This is a genomic window from Arsenophonus endosymbiont of Aphis craccivora (genome assembly GCF_013460135.1).
Taxonomy (GTDB): domain Bacteria; phylum Pseudomonadota; class Gammaproteobacteria; order Enterobacterales; family Enterobacteriaceae; genus Arsenophonus; species Arsenophonus nilaparvatae.
Genome location: NZ_CP038155.1, coordinates 842,798 through 859,093, shown reverse-complemented (window position 1 = coordinate 859,093; position 16,296 = coordinate 842,798). Strand labels below are relative to the sequence as shown.

The 16,296-nt window shown below is 40.1% G+C and carries 14 protein-coding genes and 3 pseudogenes; 9 read left to right on the top strand and 8 right to left on the bottom strand.

Features of this window, described 5'->3' with window-relative positions:
- Positions 1 to 185: 185 nt before the first annotated feature.
- On the bottom strand, positions 186 to 371 hold the full coding sequence (locus E3U36_RS04575) for a hypothetical protein (RefSeq protein WP_180817248.1): 186 nt from the start codon (positions 369 to 371) through the stop codon (positions 186 to 188).
- On the opposite strand from E3U36_RS04575, the gene E3U36_RS04570 reads away from it, so the two are divergent.
- From E3U36_RS04570 to trmL, 3 genes and pseudogenes are all read left to right on the top strand, one after another.
- Positions 365 to 1,288 (top strand): IS5 family transposase, encoded by a 924-nt coding sequence (locus E3U36_RS04570; protein ID WP_180817247.1) that lies wholly within the window; start codon positions 365 to 367, stop codon positions 1,286 to 1,288. The genes E3U36_RS04575 and E3U36_RS04570 overlap by 7 nt on opposite strands.
- Positions 1,289 to 1,343: 55 nt before the next feature.
- A pseudogene (locus tag E3U36_RS04565) lies at positions 1,344 to 2,147 on the top strand (NAD-dependent epimerase/dehydratase family protein); the annotation flags it as partial.
- Between the two features lie 92 nt (positions 2,148 to 2,239).
- Positions 2,240 to 2,743 carry a tRNA (uridine(34)/cytosine(34)/5-carboxymethylaminomethyluridine(34)-2'-O)-methyltransferase TrmL gene (gene trmL, locus E3U36_RS04560; protein WP_180817246.1) on the top strand — a complete coding sequence of 168 codons (504 nt, stop codon included), beginning with the start codon at positions 2,240 to 2,242 and terminating at the stop codon, positions 2,741 to 2,743.
- A gap of 28 nt (positions 2,744 to 2,771) precedes the next feature.
- On the opposite strand, the pseudogene cysE reads toward trmL, so the two are convergent.
- From cysE to E3U36_RS04540, 4 genes and pseudogenes are all read right to left on the bottom strand, one after another.
- Positions 2,772 to 3,586, bottom strand: a pseudogene (cysE, locus tag E3U36_RS04555) (serine O-acetyltransferase).
- 25 nt (positions 3,587 to 3,611) lie between these two features.
- Entirely contained in the window at positions 3,612 to 4,634 is a 1,023-nt protein-coding gene (gpsA, locus tag E3U36_RS04550; protein WP_180817245.1) for an NAD(P)H-dependent glycerol-3-phosphate dehydrogenase, read from the bottom strand.
- Positions 4,634 to 5,110, bottom strand: a complete 477-nt coding sequence (gene secB / locus E3U36_RS04545) for a protein-export chaperone SecB (protein WP_180817244.1) — start codon at positions 5,108 to 5,110, stop codon at positions 4,634 to 4,636. The genes gpsA and secB overlap by 1 nt, the downstream gene beginning before the upstream one ends.
- Before the next feature lie 72 nt (positions 5,111 to 5,182).
- Positions 5,183 to 5,620: a rhodanese-like domain-containing protein gene (locus tag E3U36_RS04540; RefSeq protein WP_180817243.1), complete on the bottom strand. Its 438-nt coding sequence runs from the start codon at positions 5,618 to 5,620 to the stop codon at positions 5,183 to 5,185.
- Positions 5,621 to 5,961: 341 nt separating this feature from the next.
- Here E3U36_RS04540 and envC point away from each other — a divergent pair, with 341 nt between their 5' ends.
- The 5 genes from envC to rfaC all read left to right on the top strand — a co-directional run bounded on the left by envC (position 5,962) and on the right by rfaC (position 11,481).
- On the top strand, positions 5,962 to 7,251 hold the full coding sequence (gene envC, locus E3U36_RS04535) for a murein hydrolase activator EnvC (RefSeq protein WP_180817242.1): 1,290 nt from the start codon (positions 5,962 to 5,964) through the stop codon (positions 7,249 to 7,251).
- 14 nt (positions 7,252 to 7,265) lie between these two features.
- On the top strand, positions 7,266 to 8,195 hold the full coding sequence (locus E3U36_RS04530; protein WP_180817534.1) for a divergent polysaccharide deacetylase family protein: 930 nt from the start codon (positions 7,266 to 7,268) through the stop codon (positions 8,193 to 8,195).
- 312 nt (positions 8,196 to 8,507) lie between these two features.
- Positions 8,508 to 9,446, top strand: a complete 939-nt coding sequence (rfaD, locus tag E3U36_RS04525; RefSeq protein ID WP_180817241.1) for an ADP-glyceromanno-heptose 6-epimerase — start codon at positions 8,508 to 8,510, stop codon at positions 9,444 to 9,446.
- Between the two features lie 11 nt (positions 9,447 to 9,457).
- Complete coding sequence (gene rfaF, locus E3U36_RS04520; RefSeq protein ID WP_180817240.1) at positions 9,458 to 10,504, top strand: ADP-heptose--LPS heptosyltransferase RfaF; 1,047 nt, start codon at positions 9,458 to 9,460, stop codon at positions 10,502 to 10,504.
- A 2-nt stretch (positions 10,505 to 10,506) separates the two neighbouring features.
- The gene (gene rfaC, locus E3U36_RS04515; RefSeq protein ID WP_180817239.1) at positions 10,507 to 11,481 is read left to right on the top strand and encodes a lipopolysaccharide heptosyltransferase RfaC; all 975 of its coding nucleotides are present in this window, start codon (positions 10,507 to 10,509) and stop codon (positions 11,479 to 11,481) included.
- A 167-nt stretch (positions 11,482 to 11,648) separates the two neighbouring features.
- Here the strand turns inward: rfaC and E3U36_RS04510 are convergent.
- Positions 11,649 to 13,114 (bottom strand): annotated as a pseudogene (locus E3U36_RS04510) (glycosyltransferase family 39 protein).
- 181 nt (positions 13,115 to 13,295) lie between these two features.
- On the bottom strand, positions 13,296 to 14,573 hold the full coding sequence (waaA, locus tag E3U36_RS04505) for a lipid IV(A) 3-deoxy-D-manno-octulosonic acid transferase (RefSeq protein ID WP_180817238.1): 1,278 nt from the start codon (positions 14,571 to 14,573) through the stop codon (positions 13,296 to 13,298).
- Positions 14,574 to 14,885: 312 nt separating this feature from the next.
- Here waaA and coaD point away from each other — a divergent pair, with 312 nt between their 5' ends.
- Complete coding sequence (coaD, locus tag E3U36_RS04500; RefSeq protein WP_032115794.1) at positions 14,886 to 15,368, top strand: pantetheine-phosphate adenylyltransferase; 483 nt, start codon at positions 14,886 to 14,888, stop codon at positions 15,366 to 15,368.
- 19 nt (positions 15,369 to 15,387) lie between these two features.
- Here the strand turns inward: coaD and mutM are convergent, their stop codons facing one another.
- Positions 15,388 to 16,197 (bottom strand): bifunctional DNA-formamidopyrimidine glycosylase/DNA-(apurinic or apyrimidinic site) lyase, encoded by an 810-nt coding sequence (gene mutM / locus E3U36_RS04495; RefSeq protein ID WP_180817237.1) that lies wholly within the window; start codon positions 16,195 to 16,197, stop codon positions 15,388 to 15,390.
- Positions 16,198 to 16,296 lie beyond the last annotated feature (99 nt).

Below are 16,296 nucleotides of genomic sequence, written 5' to 3'. Positions count from 1 at the left end.
TATTGATATGCTTAACAACTAAAAGTTATGTTTTTTATGAAAATTAGGCTTCTTATTGTAGACTACTACCAACCTTTATTTTGTCCAAAATATATAAAAGATTAAGAAAGTAGAAGGATATTTATGCTAACAATCCTCGGTGGCTCCGGTTTTATCGGTACCCGTCTTGCTAATCAATTAAAAGCTCAATAAATTGAGTGTAAAATCGTTGATATTAATAAAAGCCAGGAACATCCAGACAAATGGCTATTTGGTGATGCCACTAAAGTAGAAACTTTATTGGAGCCATGGCTTTGTTGAATAAATCGAACTTTTAGGTGATTGGCGGAGCTGATCGCTAAATTCGTTTCAACATCAGGTCCCCATGGCAAAGCAAAAGTTTAAAATTACCAACTGGCCCGCGTACAACAAGGCACTCAGACAACGCGGTTCCCTGACGGTCTGGCTTGATGAGTCGGCCATCGCTGGATGGACTGACAGTTCTTCGCCTGAAGGTCGTGGCCGGCCGCTTTACTACAGCGATATGGCTGTTACCACTGTCCTGATGATGAAGCGTGTGTTTAACCTGTCGCTCCGGGCATTACAGGGCTTCGTTGATTCGATTTTTAAACTCATGTCTTTGCCGCTGTGCTGTCCGGACTACTCGCTGGTCAGCAGACGAGCAAAGAGCGTCAACATCAGCATAAAAACGCCAACGCGTGGTGAAATCTCGCATCTGGTCATCGACAGTACCGGTCTGAAGGTCTTTGGCGAAGGTGAAAGGAAAGTCAGGCAGCATGGGGCTGACAGACGAAGAGTGTGGCGCAAGCTTCATCTGGCAGCAGACAGTGTGACTCATGAGATTATCTGTGCCGACTTATCGCTCAGCGGAACGACAGATGCGCAGGCACTGCCGGGCCTGATTAACCAAACCCACCGGAAAATCAGGGAAGTGTCAGCAGACGGTGCTTATGACGCCTGTTACTGCCACGATGCGTTGCTAAGAAAGAAAATCAGGCCCCTTATCCCGCCGCGAAGCGGAGCGAAATACTGGCCGGACAAGCACCATGAACGTAACCATGCGGTGGCGAATCAGCGTCTGAGCAGGAGTAATGATATGTGGAAAAAGAAAGTGGGTTATCAACGGCGTTCAGTGGCAGAAACAGCGATGTTCCGCATAAAAACTTTGCTGGGTGGCCATCTGAGCCGGCGTGACTATGAGGCTCAGGTAGGTGAAGTAATGGCGATGGTCAAAGCGCTGAACCGTATGACGTTGTTGGGTATGCCACACAGCGTCAGGATCGGATAACAGGTGTAGCAGAGGGAGCCATCCTGGCGGCTAATTCTGATTTATTCAACAAAGCCTGGAGCCATTAAAAGACACTTCCATTATTATTAATCTAGCGGCGCAACATCAGGATAATGTGCATCCTATCAGTCTCTATTATGAAGTTAATGTGGATGGCGCGAAAAATGTTTGTCAGGTTGCTGAGCAGCTAGATATTAAACATATTATTTTTACTTCTTCGGTGGCGGTTTAGGGTTTTGTTGAGCAGGAAACTGGTGAAGATGGTAAATTTCAGCCTTTTAATGATTATGGTAAATCGAAGTTGGCGGCGGAAGGTGTCTATGATGACTGGCATGCTAAAGATAGCCAACGGACATTAGTGGCTATTCGACCGACAGTAGTTTTCGGTGAGGGTAATCGCGGTAATGTTTATAACCTTTTTAGACAAATTGCTGCCGGGCAGTTTTTGATGATTGGTTCTGGCAATAATCAGAAATCGATGGCGTATGTGGAAAATGTTGCTGCCTTTTTATATTTTGTTACTAAATTAAAAGCTGGCCGTCATATCTTTAATTATGTTGATAAACCTGCTTTCACCATGGATCAGTTAACCGAAATTATTTGTCTGGCATTGCAAAAACAGAAATCCAATCTCCGTATTCCTTATTCGTTGGGCCTTTTGGCGGGTTATTGTTTTGATTTGCTCGCTAAAATAACGGGTAAAAATTTTCCTATAAGCAGTATTCGGGTTAAAACATTCTGTGCTCGCACTCAATTTAAATCTAATAACATCGCTGATACGGGATTTGAACCGCCGGTAACCTTGGCAAAGGGGATAGAAAATACCGTTCAGTTTGAGTTTAAAAAATCATTAGATTAATAAAAAATTCTGTTTGCTTAATTTGGCACAATTGAAAGCGTTAACAGTGACAATGATTGTGTTAGAATACAGTACTTATTGTTGAGGGCTGTATGTTAAACATCGTTTTATTTGAACCTGCAATTCCACCGAATACCGGTAATATTATTCGTCTATGCGCGAATACTGGCTGTCAGTTACATCTCATTGAACCATTGGGTTTTACCTGGGACGATAAACGGTTACGGCGGGCAGGGTTAGATTATCATGAGTTTGCCGATATTCAGCGTCATCATGATTATTTTGCTTTTCTAACTAGTATTGCTTTGTCCAACGCGCATTGTCAGACAGCATCTGCTAACCGTTTATTTGCTTTGACAACCAAAGGAAAGCCAAGCCATAGCAGCGTAACGTATCGGCCGGGGGATTATTTAATGTTTGGGCCGGAGACCCGCGGTTTACCTGCATATGTTCTTGATGAATTACCAACTAGTCAAAAGATCCGTATCCCAATGTTAGCAGATAGCCGCAGTATGAATTTGTCCAATTCTGTTGCAGTGGTGGTATTGGAAGCATGGCGCCAGTTGGATTACTCCGGTGCACTGTTGCGTGAGTAATTTTATTAACCACCGGTTGATGGCATGGTTAGATACCCTCACCAAAACCATGGATTGAGTTGCTAAAGTTTTGATCCATATCTAGTGAAGGTTTTTTGCTGTCGGTGTTCCCACTTTGCGCTCTGGTACTCCTGCCACGGTAGTATGAGGTGGTACATGGTGTAGCACTACTGAACCCGCGCCAATTTTAGCGCCCTTGCCAATGTCTATATTGCCTAAAATTTTTGCTACCGCCCCGATCATCACCCCTTCACGAACTTTAGGATGACGATCTCCACCTGTTTTGCCGGTTCCACCAAGGGTGACTGATTGCAGTATCGAAACGTCATTTTCAACTACCGCCGTTTCGCCTATAACGATACCTGTTGCGTGATCAAGCATAATACCGTAACCAATACTAGCCGCGGGATGGATATCAACCCCAAAAGAGACAGAGATTTGGCTTTGCAGATAAGTTGCTAATGTCGTGCGATCCACTTTCCATAACCAGTGGCCGATACGATAAGCCTGTAAAGCATGAAAGCCCTTGAAATATAATAACGGGATTGAATATTTGTCGACTACCGGATAACCTTGCACGATGGCTTTTAGATCACGAGCGGCATAAGCGATCATTTGTTTATCATTTTTATAAGCATCTTGAATAATCTCTCGAACGGCAATCGCTGGCATAATCGGGGTAGCTAACTTGTTTGCTAGGATATAACTTAACGCATTACCAAGATTATCATGTTTAAGTAATGTCGCATGAAAAAAGCTGGCTAATATTGGTTCACAGTTGGCTAAAATTTCACCCTCTTGCTTTATTATCGTCCAAATTTCCTCAAGTTGCTGTCGAGACATATTCACACTCTACTATTTTTAATGATCAAGAAGCACGTGTATCATTAGTTTCGTCTTTGGTTGCGCGGCTAAGTAATGTATTTGCCGCTTCGAGTACATTTTTATTACCGTACAGAACCTGATATATTTGCTCGGTAATTGGCATATCTACACCAACACGTTGCGCTAATGCACGGACTTCTTTGGTATTTAAGTAACCTTCAACCACCTGACCAATCTGCTTTTCAGCTTCTTTAGTCTGCATGCCTTGGCCGAGCAACATGCCAAAGCGACGATTACGCGATTGGTTGTCGGTACAAGTCAAAACCAAATCACCTAAACCAGCCATTCCCATAAATGTAGAGGATTGAGCACCCATAGCGATGCCTAAGCGGCTGATTTCAGCTAATCCTCGGGTGATCAACGCTGTGCGAGCATTGGCGCCAAATCCGATACCATCGGACATGCCGGCACCAATCGCAATGACATTTTTGACCGTACCACCTAACTGCACACCGATCATATCTGGATTTTTATACACTCGAAAACTCTTACCGCAATGGAAAAGTTGCTGTAGCTCTTCACTAAATTCTGCATTAGAAGCGGCTACCGCAATAGCAGTTGGTAAGCCGGCAGCCAGTTCTTTGGCAAAAGTTGGGCCGGAAAGAACAGCTAGCTGAATTTTATCTCCGAACGTTTCGCGGGCAACGTCTTGTAACAGGCGTCCAGTCCCGTGTTCGAGCCCTTTTGTTGCCCAAATAATGCGTGAATGTTGCGTTAAGTAAGGTTGGATATTTTGTAAAACTTGATTAAATGCATGGCTTGGAACGACGATCAATATATTGTGGCTTGCGGTTATTGCCGTCTTCAGGGAAACTTCAGGTAACAAATTGTCTGGGAATGGAACGTCGGGTAAAAATTCTTGGTTGCAGCGCTCTTGTTGTAATTTTTTAATGTGCTGAGGATCATGTCCCCAAAGCAAAACGTGGTGGCCATTACGGGCAAGTGTAATGGCTAATGCGGTGCCATAAGAGCCGGCACCGATAACTGTCATCGCAACAGTGTTCATTAAGCTTCCTGATGATCTGCCGAATTTTCAGTTTCGGCAGTATGCTGTTGTTGTAGATAGTTCATAAACAATGCATCAAAGTTAACAGGCGCTAAGTTTAGTTGAGGAAAAGTTCCACGGCTAACTAAATTGGTAATACATTCACGCGCATAGGGCAATAAAATATTTGGGCAATAAGCGCCTAAACAATGCGCCCTTTGGCTTTCTTCGATACCATCAATAGAGAAAATGCCGGCTTGTTGCACTTCGCACAGGAAAGCGGTTTCTTCAGCGACGCTGGCGGTAACCGTGACCCGTAAGATAACTTCATAAACATGTTCAGCTAATTCACTAGACGAGGTGTCTAAATCTAATTTGACTTCTGGTTGCCACTCTTGCTGAAAAATATTGGGGGCACTTGGTGTTTCAAATGAGATATCTTTAGTATAAATTCGTTGGATCTGGAATACCATCTCTTCATGACTTTGTTCTGACATAATGTTAATTACCTTTTAAATTTCCTTATGATATTGAATTGTATAAACATAATTGCTGATGTGTCCGATGAATTACTTTTTGCCGCGGGCTAGAGGTAAATTTTCGCTAGACCAGCCGGTAATTCCTTCTTTTAGAATAAAGACACGTTCAAAACCATATTGCACCAGTTGTTCAGCTGGTTTAGATGCTTCCATGCCATTTGCTGAGACAACAATAATGGGTTTTTGCTTATGTTTTTCCAATTCTCCGATATTATTGTCTTTAATCTCTGATGGCGTCAGGTTAATTGAATCAATAATGTGTCCTTTACGAAAATCGTCACGGGAACGTAAATCAATACTGATCGCTTCTTCTTTATTAATCAATTGTATCGCTTGGGCACGGGTGATATTTTTTGTTTTAGCAAACAAACCCTTAAAGGTTAAGATAATTACAGCGATCAGCAAAGCGATACAGGCCAGACTGAGTATTGGATGTAGGCTAATAAATTGCATGATTTCTTGCATCATGTGGGGTAATTACTCCCGTAGTTAGTAATAGATAGATCTAGGTTGCAAAGTATACCTTTGTCGCTGCGCAATTACAGCCAATTTGCAAAAATGACTAGGTTTTTTTGCAAATTAGTGTTCATACCGGCGATATTTGCCAGCGATATCAGTGATATTGATACCACTTAAAAAGTAGCTGAATGAAAGTAATATTAATAATAACCTATAGTTATTTTATAATTTGTTGTATAAATGAAGAAATTAAGTTTTTTCAGTATTATCCTAAAAGAAGCAGAAATGTTTACTAATTATATTAATTGCCAATAATTTTAAGTGATATTGTTTCAGGATGCTGAACTAAGATGAACAATACCAGCCGATATGGTTTAATCCTAATCCTTTTGGCTCTACTAAAGAGAGTAGTGGTTAAGTCGTTACTCTGTGTCTCGCTATTTCTTATCTGGCCATGGATTACCACAGCCAATCCCATCAGTGACAATAAAGTAAAACTGAAAGATCTGTTATCAAATATTGCAGAAAAAGAGAAAAGTGTTAAACAGCAGCAAGCTGAAAGAAATCATTTACTTGATCAATTGAAAAATCAGGAAAAAAATATTGCTGCTGCTGGACGAGCATTACATGAAACACGGAAAAAACTTTCGCAGTTAGCAAAAGAACTAACGCAATTAAATGAAAATATTAGCAGTTTACAACAGCAAAAACAGCTCCATGAAACATTATTAGCTAAGCAGCTCGATGCCGCGTTTCGATTAGGCCAGCAAAAAGGGATTGAATTGTTATTTAAAGGTGAACAAGGACAAAGAGAAGAGCGTATTTTAGCCTATTATAGCTACTTAAATGCAGCCAGAGAGCAAACGATTATTAAATTGCAGCAAACAACGACCTTACTTGCTGAGCAGAAACAACAAAAGCAGCAAACGCAATTGGCACAGAAAAAAAACTTAGCCAAACAAGATCAAGAAAAGAAAACGCTAGATTCGGCGCAGGATGCTAGAAAGAAAACTCTGATATCGTTGGAATCGACTTTAAAAGCGGAGCAAAAAAGTTTGGCGGTGATGAAACGTAACGAAACACTGTTGTGTAGTAAAATTGCCAGAGCTGAACGAGAGGCAAAAGTTAGAGCGGAAAGGGAAGCGAAAGAGGCGGCACGTATACGAGCAAAACAACGGCAGGCACAGCAAAAAGGAACCACTTATCGTCCAACTGAAGATGAGCGGGCTCTGATGGCGCGTACTGGCGGTTTAGGCCGTCCTGTTGGTCAGGCTCAGTGGCCGGTTCATGGCCAGATCCTTCATCACTATGGTGACAGTATTTCCGATGAATTACGCTGGAAGGGTATGGTAATCAATGCCGCTGAAGGAACAGAGGTTAAAGCCATTTCTGCCGGCCGTGTTTTACTGACTGATTGGCTACAAGGCTATGGTTTGGTGGTGGTTATTGATCATGGTCAGGGAGATATGAGTTTATATGGTTATACCCAGAGTGCATTGGTGAATGTTGGTCAACAGGTTCGTTCAGGTCAGCCTGTTGCGTTAGTGGGTAGTAGTGGTGGACAGCAACGTTCCTCACTCTATTTTGAGATCCGTCGTCAAGGTAAAACCTTAAATCCACAGCCTTGGTTAGGGAGATAACAGTGCAACAGCGGATGGTTTTGATAATCATGCTTCTATTGTTACTTGTAAGCGGACAAGTCAATGCTGGCAAATTAGCCATTGTGATTGATGATATTGGTTATCGTAAAACGGAAGACAATCAGGTATTAGCTTTGCCGGTGGCACTTTCGATTGCCATTTTACCAGACTCCCCTTATGGCAGAGAAATGGCCGAAAAAGCTTATCAACAAGGGCGAGAAATTTTAATTCACATGCCGATGAAGCCGATTAGCCATCAACCACTGGAAAAAAATACCTTAACGCCTGAGATGAGTGCCAGTGAAATAGAGCAGCATCTCGTTGTTGCGATTAAGCGAGTACCTCACGCCAAAGGTATGAATAATCATATGGGCAGTGCGATGACGGCTGATTTAGCGGCTATGATAAATGTTATGCGCGTGCTTTCGCATTATGATCTCTATTTTCTCGATAGTGTGACGATAGCAAACACTAGGGTCAATGAAGCGGCTAAAGTTTTTACGTTGCCAACCTTACGTCGCAACGTTTTTTTAGATGATATAAAAACAGAAGTACAAATTCGTAAACAGTTTGCCCATGCCATTTCATTTGTCCGTAAGCATGGTAGCAGTATTGTTATTGGTCACCCTTATCCTGCTACCATTGATGTGTTACAACAAACATTATTTAAGTTACCTGATGATATTGAACTCGTGGCGGTTAGTACTCTACTTAACAATAACATAAAAGATAAATTGGCAAGTCAAACGATTAGACAAAATCCAGAGAAAGTTCCGGTGCGACCCTTGGCATTGCCGAAAGTTGTCAGCGGTTACTGCGAAATATCATCAGTCACAAAAGCATTATCGGGTATTGATTTAATGATATATTTTGTCGATGCGATGTATCATGATCCTGACTTAAAAAAACTATTTACTGAACAGAGAAAGCCACTGTTTGGCTAAATTTTCATCATCCTAATAAAATAATAGCTGACGACAATGACACATTATTTTGTTCATGTGAAAAAATTCGTCATAATATTTTTTTCTATATCTTTAATAAATTAAGTGAAAATTGTGCTGACACGTTCTGCTGTAATTTATTTTAATAGAGTAGTTAATTGACGAATAGATTGAGGAGTGCAACCGTTTTGTTGCTTCTGGTTAGTTATTCTATTTGGATAAATTAGATGAGTTACTGTGGTTAACGTGGGATAAATGTTATTATCACATAATATAAGCAACGATTAGATCGATTGAGTAGAGGTAAATCCAATGATCATAGTCACGGGTGGGGCTGGTTTTATTGGCAGCAATATTGTTAAAGCACTGAATGATATAGGGCGTAGCGACATTCTGGTGGTCGATAATCTTAAAAATGGCGCTAAATTTGTTAATTTAGTCGATTTAGATATTGCAGATTATATCGACAAAGAAGATTTTATTGCCAGTATAATGGCTGGTGATAATATTGGTGAAGTTGACGCAGTTTTTCATGAAGGCGCTTGTTCATCTACCACTGAGTGGAATGGTCAGTATATGATGAATAATAACTATGAATATTCGAAAGAGTTACTTCATTACTGTATTGAACGAGATATTGCGTTTTTGTATGCTTCTTCGGCTGCAACTTATGGTGGGCGCAGTGATCATTTTATTGAAGAGCGGCAATATGAAAAACCATTAAATGTATATGGTTATTCCAAGTTTTTATTTGATCAATATGTTCGTGGGCTTTTACCACAAATTACTTCACAAGTTTGTGGCTTCCGTTATTTTAATGTTTATGGTCCGCGTGAGTGGCATAAGGGGAGCATGGCCAGTGTCGCTTTCCATTTAAATAGCCAAATCAATCAAGGGCAAAGGCCAAAACTTTTTGCCGGTAGTGAAAAATTCAAACGTGATTTTATTCATGTCAGTGATGTTGCTGTGGTTAATTTATGGTGTTGGCAAAATAAAATCTCCGGCATATTTAACTGCGGTACCGGTAAGGCGGACTCTTTTCAGGCGGTAGCTGATGCGGTAATCGCTTTTCATCAGGAAAAAAAACTGGCAGTGGAATATATTGCCTTTCCTGATAAATTGAAAGGTTGTTATCAGGCATTTACCGAAGCAGATCTCACCAAATTACGTGATACGGGTTACGATAAACCGTTCAAAACTGTGGCGGAAGGGGTTGCTGACTATATGCAATGGTTAAATGGCAATGATTAAATGGAAATAGTATGAAGATACTGGTAGTTGGCCCGTCATGGGTAGGCGATATGATGATGTCGCAGAGTCTTTACCGTACTTTGAAGACCCTACACCCAGACGCAGAAATTGATGTTATGGCACCTGATTGGTGTCGGCCACTATTAAACAAAATGCCTGAAGTCAGGCAGGCCATATCGATGCCTTTGGGCCATGGTCGTTTAGCTATAAGTGTACGTCGTCAGCTTGGTATTCATTTACGTACTCAGAGTTATAATCAAGCCTATATTTTACCCAACTCTTTTAAATCTGCGCTGGTGCCTTTTTTTGCCAAAATACCAATACGGACAGGATGGCGCGGTGAGATGCGTTATTGGTTGCTGAATGATATTCGCCTATTAGATAAAGCCGCTTTTCCACAAATGGTTCAGCGTTATGTGGCTTTAGCTTATCAAAAAGGCACTGTTAACAACGCCGATGAGATCCCCAAGCCTATTTTATGGCCGCAACTTGCGGTGACAGAAACAGAGATTGTCCAGAGTAAACGCATTTTTCATATTCCAGAACAGTTACCGATTATCGGTTTTTGTCCAGGTGCAGAATTTAGCCCAGCTAAACGCTGGCCAGCTTATCATTATGCTGAGTTGGCGCAATTATTATTTGCTGCCCATGGTTATAAAATTTTAATCTTTGGCTCGCAAAAAGATAGTCGTATCGGTGAAGATATTCGACAGTCACTTTCTGCAGATTGTCGGCAGCATTGTTTTAATCTGGCAGGTAAAACAACCCTTGAGCAGGCAGTTAATCTACTGGCATCTTGTCGAGCTGTGGTGACCAATGATTCCGGGTTAATGCATATTGCGGCAGCATTAAATCGGCCTTTGGTAGCACTTTATGGGCCAAGTAGTCCTGATTTTACGCCACCATTGTCAAATCGAGTAGAAATTATCCGTTTAATAACCGGTTATCATAAGGTGAGGAAAGGTAGTACAGAAAGTGGCTATCATCAAAGTTTGATTGATATAAAACCCGAATGCGTGTTCACCGCATTAACTCAGTTATTGGCGGAGAGCCAATAGCCATGAAAGTGTTGATTGTTAAAACCTCATCGATGGGTGATGTATTGCATACTTTACCTGCACTGACTGATGCAGTTATGCTCTATCCTGATATTCAGTTTGATTGGGTTGTTGAAGACAATTTTGTCGAAATTCCACGCTGGCATCATGCTGTTAAGCGAGTTATTCCGGTAGCTATTCGACGCTGGCGAAAAAACTGGTTGGCAAAATCTGTCAGGCAGCAAAGAGCCGTTTTTCGTGCCCAATTGCAACAGCAAGAATATGATGCTGTGATCGATGCACAAGGATTATTGAAAAGTGCTTTTTTGATCACACGGTTAGCTAGTGGTGTAAGTCATGGTTATGATTGGAAAAGTGCTCGCGAGCTTATAGCAAGCCTATTTTATGATTGTCGCTATAGTGTCAATAAACAGCTGCATGCGGTTGAACGTATCCGACAATTATTTGCTGATAGTTTACATTATAGTAAACCGACTATTGTCGGTGATTATGGTATTGCAGCCTCTTTTTCGCCACCGGCTTTGGCAAAAGAAAACGATCCTTATATTATTGTTTTCCATGCCACCACACGGGATGAGAAACATTGGCCTGAGTCCCATTGGCGACAATTGATCACCGCTGTAGCAGCTAAAGGCTTAACAGTTAAATTACCGTGGGGAACCAATCTGGAACATCAACGTGCCCTGAGGCTGGCCGCTGGTGTTAAGCATGTTGAGGTATTGCCTAAGCTGTCATTAGACAAATTAGCTCAACAAATTGTCGCAGCCAAAGCAGTCGTCTCTGTTGATACAGGATTAAGCCATTTAACCGCTGCACTGAGCAAACCGAATATTACCCTCTATGGCCCTACCGATCCGGGATTAATTGGCGGTTATGGTGAAGCACAAGAAGCAATTGTTTCAGCTGATGGCAATATGGCGACAATTAAACCGAATGAAATCTACCAACGATTAGTTTTAATAATAGACAATAAATAGTGAAAATTTTTATCTATCTATTTGTTGACAGATAAGGCACAACCGAGCAAGGCAATTTACTCCGTTAAACTTAAGTTAGCTTTAGTAAAATTGTCAGGTTGATACAAATATAGGTATCAATTTTGTGACAATGAAAATTTTCTTCCTATTTCATTGTCACTCTATTTCTAATGATAATTTTTTTCTGGCGCAATAAATCCCAAGAACATTGATTGCGGATCAGCGTTGGGTTCTGATTGGTAAATAATGGCTTCTTTTTTAATGGTAAATTGTGGCCAATGTTTTGACATCCGAGTAAAATTTTCTTGGCTGCAATCTTTACCTTTTCGCCCTAATAATAAAGCACCATGTTTTTTAAGTGTTTCTGCCGTAATATCGCGATAATAAACATTCGGTGGCTGATCTTCACTGCTATCCCCAGGCTGGATAGTGTGTGGCCTATCAGAAGCATAGATAATAAACCATTGATAAAGGTTATCTTCGCCACCAACATATTTTAATGGTTGACCATATTTTTGCCGCCAGCGCTGTTGTCCTTATGCCGTGAGTGCTTTAATACCGATCATTTTCTGGCCAGCGCCACGGATATTATAATTTAATACCAGGCAGTAACCTAAAAAGATCAGGCCGCCAATGATAATTAAACCAAAAAATGTCTTTCGTAGAGATTTCTTGGGCGAAATGGAGATAGAGCCAATAAATAATGGCGCCGCAATCATCATAAATGGTTGTAACCATTAGGTCATCCGCCCTCCATCATGAAACAAAAACCAACCAAAAATTACGGCCAAGGGAAGGAGTAAAATAAAATTAACTAATTGAGTGGGTTGCTCTTTAGGCCAGCCTATTTTACCACCTAATAGATAGAGAATTATGGTAGCAATAACTAACGGGTAGAAAACAGATAATATTGAGCTGACCACATGCAGGTTAAAGCCTTGTTCGATTTGTGAATCAACCCATTTAAAGGCAGAAAAATCATTTTCTAATAGCCAGAACAAATTAGGCAAGATCAATGCAAACCAAAGTGCAATTGCAATATAAAAAAGGGGTTGTTGATAACTTTTGCGCACCTTAGGCACGAAAAGGGTTAATAAAAAAACCGTGCCAACCAGGGCCAATGTTGAATACTTACCCATGGTTGCCAAGCCAGATACCAGTACAAAAGCAAGCCACCATTTAGGATGATCATAAACAGCACGCAGGAAAAAGAGTAGCACCCATGGCCATAGAGTGACCAAAATATAGTTATCATTATAAGGAATGATATCAAAATTAATGATGCCTGATAAATTTAGTATCAATAATGCAAACCAAGCCAATTCAATTTTGTGACTGAGGCGGTAAGCCAGTTGCCATACCCCTATCATACCAATGGCTATACCAACAAAGTGAATAAAATACCAATAAAAACTGTAGGAAAGGTTTAAGTAGATGGCGGGCCACATAACGGCACCAACAAACCAAGGGTTTTTGGGGAGCCACATTCACCGTTCATTCCACAGTTAACTGCTTCAACAGCATCGTAAGGTACGGTTGGATCTAAAAAATAACTTCCACAACTCCATAAAATTGCATAAATCGATACCCACAGATAGAGCAATATTTTTGAATTTGAGCTAGATAAAGGCATATTATTTTTCATCGTTAGTTATAAAATTGGAGGGTAAGGATCCCATTTATTTGAATTAAACCAGTAACACTATAATGAAGAAAAGACAAAATATGTAGTATTTGTTAAGTTATATTGTTTAGTGAATTATCATAAGTGCTATTTCGCTATGGGTTTTAGCGATATTCAATAATATTCGTATTTAGTGTGTTACTGGTGGCAGGTAGGGTTCCAGTAGCTTTAGTAATTTTTGCAATGCCCCTTGATTCTCATGTAAAACTTCTGCTGCTTGACGACCATGGTATAGACGATAATCTTCATCTTTAAGCAAATGGGAAACAGTAACGGTTAAGGATTTACTATCATTAACCGGAATAAGACCATCGGCTTGTTTTAGTTTGGTACAAATATCTTTGAAATTGAAAGTATAAGGCCCCATTAAAACAGGCAGGGCATGTGCTGCTGCTTCCAAAGGATTATGCCCGCCTTTTTCAACTAAACTGCCGCCGACAAAGGCCAGATCAGCAATACCATAGAGTAGCATCAGTTCACCCATGGTATCACCAATAATAACTTGAGTATCCGTATTGGGAACGCGATTTTCACTACGGCAAATATAGCGTAGTTTAGCTTTTTGGGTTAACGCTTTTGCTAGTGCAAAGCGTTCCGGGTGGCGAGGAACAAGGATCAGCAATAAGTCGGGAAATTGTTTTAATAGTTTAGTATGAGCCTGTAAAATAATTGACTCTTCTCCTTCATGGGTACTGGTAGCAATCCAAACCGGGCGGTGCGGAGCCCATTGTCGACGTAATGTTATGGCTTTTACAGCCAATTCAGGGGTGACAGAAATATCAAACTTTAGACTACCTGTAACATTCAATTTTTTTCTTGCTAAACCCAATTTAATAAAACGTTCGCCATCTTCTTGGTTTTGTGCTGCGATTAAGGTAATTTTTTGCAATAACTTTTTGATAAAATAAGCTAATTTTTGATAACGTGCCGCTGATCGTTCAGACAGACGGGCGTTAGCAATAACTAATGGGATTTTACGTTGTCTTAATTGAATAATAAGATTTGGCCAAAGTTCTGTTTCCATAATTATGGTTAATTTAGGATCCGCATGATTAAGGAAACGGCGTACAGATCCTGCCAAATCGTAGGGTAAATAGACATGCTGAACATCATCACCAAATGCAGATAAAACACGCTCCGAACCAGTTGGGGTCATGGTAGTAACGGTAATTGGTAGTGTTGGATAGTGATGGCGCAATGCTCTAACTAATGGAACCGCGGCTAAGGTTTCGCCTACTGAAACAGAATGTAATAATATCCCGCCGGGAATTACCTTACCATTACAAAAACCATATCGTTCACCCCAACGTTTGCGATAAGCGGGAGATTTGTGACTACGCCACAATAAACGTAACCAAATAATAGGTTGAATAAGGTAAATAAGTATTTGATATAGACGTAATAACATTCTATCACATTGACTGGTTGAGATTAGCAATATAGTAGCATATTGCACATAAGAAAGTGCAATGAATATGTATTTAAATAGCGTTTTTATTCATCATTAAAGATAAAATTTTTTAATATTTTGTCCGTTAATTAAAATTAAACTAGTGATTAACTAAAAATATGATAGTAATTATCATTTATTTTTAAAAGATCATACATTGTAGCTATTCTTATCAATGATAGAGATTTATTTTGTCAACATAATTGTTCAATATGCTTAAACAATACGATAATATGTGTTCAGTTGTTCGTTATTAGTGAAAATAACTTTATGAAAAAAAAAGCAATTTACCCTGGTACTTTTGATCCTATAACTTACGGCCACTTGGATATTATAGAGCGCGCTGCCTTAATATTTGAACAGCTAATATTGGCTATTGCTGATAGTTCGCGTAAAAATCCGATGTTTACCCTCGATGAACGTATTTTGTTTGCTAAAGAACAGACAAAACATTTAACTAACGTTGAAGTAATCGGGTTTTGTGGGCTCACGGTAAATTTTGCGCAAAAACACCAAGCTAATATTTTGATTAGAGGTGTGCGAACCGTGTCAGATTTTGAATATGAATGTCAGTTGGCTAATATGAATAGTCATCTAATGGCTGATCTAGAAACCATCTTTTTATTACCTTCTCCGAAGTTGTCGTTTGTTTCTTCTTCTTTGATTAAAGATGTTGCCCGCCATGGCGGTGATATTTCATCTTTTATACCAGAACCAATAGCTAAAGCAATGTTGCAAAAAATTGAACAATAAAAACTAGTTATACTTCAGTTTATTTTTGGCAACTATGACAGAAAAAAGTACTGCGTTGCCCTAGTTTTATTGATTCAATCAGTTGACCGCAATGGGTACAAGCTTGATCTTTTTTACCATAAACAAACAGTTGTTGAGCAAAGTAACCCGGTTTGCCATCTGACTGTAAAAAATCTTTCAATGTTGTTCCACCCTGTTCTATTGAACGTTGAAGAACTTGTTTAATTTGAATAACTAAATTGCTGATCTCTTTTTTTGTCAATGAATGTGCAGCTCTGGTTGGCAGAATTTTGGCAGCAAATAGTGCCTCATTAGCATAAATATTGCCTACACCGACGACGACTTTATTATCCATTAACCAAGGTTTGATGGCGGTTTTTTTATTTTTTGCTCGTTGATAAAGATAATCGGCGCTAAAATCGATAGAAAGTGGTTCCGGCCCTAGATGGGAAAGTACAGAGCAATTAGCCAGGTCATTAGTCCATAACCAGGCACCAAAACGTCTGGGATCGGTATAACGCAATATTTTGCCATCGGCTAGAATCAAGTCGATATGATCGTGTTTTTCGGCTAATTGTTGCTTGGTTAAGATGCGTATACTACCTGACATACCCAAGTGAATGATTATCCAACCATGCTGGAGATGAATGAGTAAATATTTAGCGCGCCGTTTAACACTGATTACTGATTCATTGGCGATATATACAATTTCTGTCGCTACCGGCCAGCGTAATTTACTATTCCGTACTATGCTATATTGTATTTTATTACCAACCAAGTAGGGTTCAATTCCACGTCGGCTGGTTTCAACTTCAGGTAGTTCTGGCATAGATCCCTTAATTATGTAACTAGTCGTTAATGTTAATATATACTACTGTATCTTGTGTTGGTTAGTCGATAGAATAGAGTGCGTTAATATGTTATCGGC

Bases quoted from the DNA above. Each gene is read 5' to 3' on its own strand.
- E3U36_RS04570 (WP_180817247.1), top strand. From the start codon at position 365: ATGGCAAAGCAAAAGTTTAAAATTACCAACTGGCCCGCGTACAACAAG.
- trmL (WP_180817246.1), top strand. From the start codon at position 2,240: ATGTTAAACATCGTTTTATTTGAACCTGCAATTCCACCGAATACCGGT.
- gpsA (WP_180817245.1), bottom strand. From the start codon at position 4,634: ATGAACACTGTTGCGATGACAGTTATCGGTGCCGGCTCTTATGGCACC.
- secB (WP_180817244.1), bottom strand. From the start codon at position 5,110: ATGTCAGAACAAAGTCATGAAGAGATGGTATTCCAGATCCAACGAATT.
- E3U36_RS04540 (WP_180817243.1), bottom strand. From the start codon at position 5,620: ATGATGCAAGAAATCATGCAATTTATTAGCCTACATCCAATACTCAGT.
- envC (WP_180817242.1), top strand. From the start codon at position 5,962: ATGAACAATACCAGCCGATATGGTTTAATCCTAATCCTTTTGGCTCTA.
- E3U36_RS04530 (WP_180817534.1), top strand. From the start codon at position 7,266: ATGGTTTTGATAATCATGCTTCTATTGTTACTTGTAAGCGGACAAGTC.
- rfaD (WP_180817241.1), top strand. From the start codon at position 8,508: ATGATCATAGTCACGGGTGGGGCTGGTTTTATTGGCAGCAATATTGTT.
- rfaF (WP_180817240.1), top strand. From the start codon at position 9,458: ATGAAGATACTGGTAGTTGGCCCGTCATGGGTAGGCGATATGATGATG.
- rfaC (WP_180817239.1), top strand. From the start codon at position 10,507: ATGAAAGTGTTGATTGTTAAAACCTCATCGATGGGTGATGTATTGCAT.
- waaA (WP_180817238.1), bottom strand. From the start codon at position 14,573: ATGTTATTACGTCTATATCAAATACTTATTTACCTTATTCAACCTATT.
- coaD (WP_032115794.1), top strand. From the start codon at position 14,886: ATGAAAAAAAAAGCAATTTACCCTGGTACTTTTGATCCTATAACTTAC.
- mutM (WP_180817237.1), bottom strand. From the start codon at position 16,197: ATGCCAGAACTACCTGAAGTTGAAACCAGCCGACGTGGAATTGAACCC.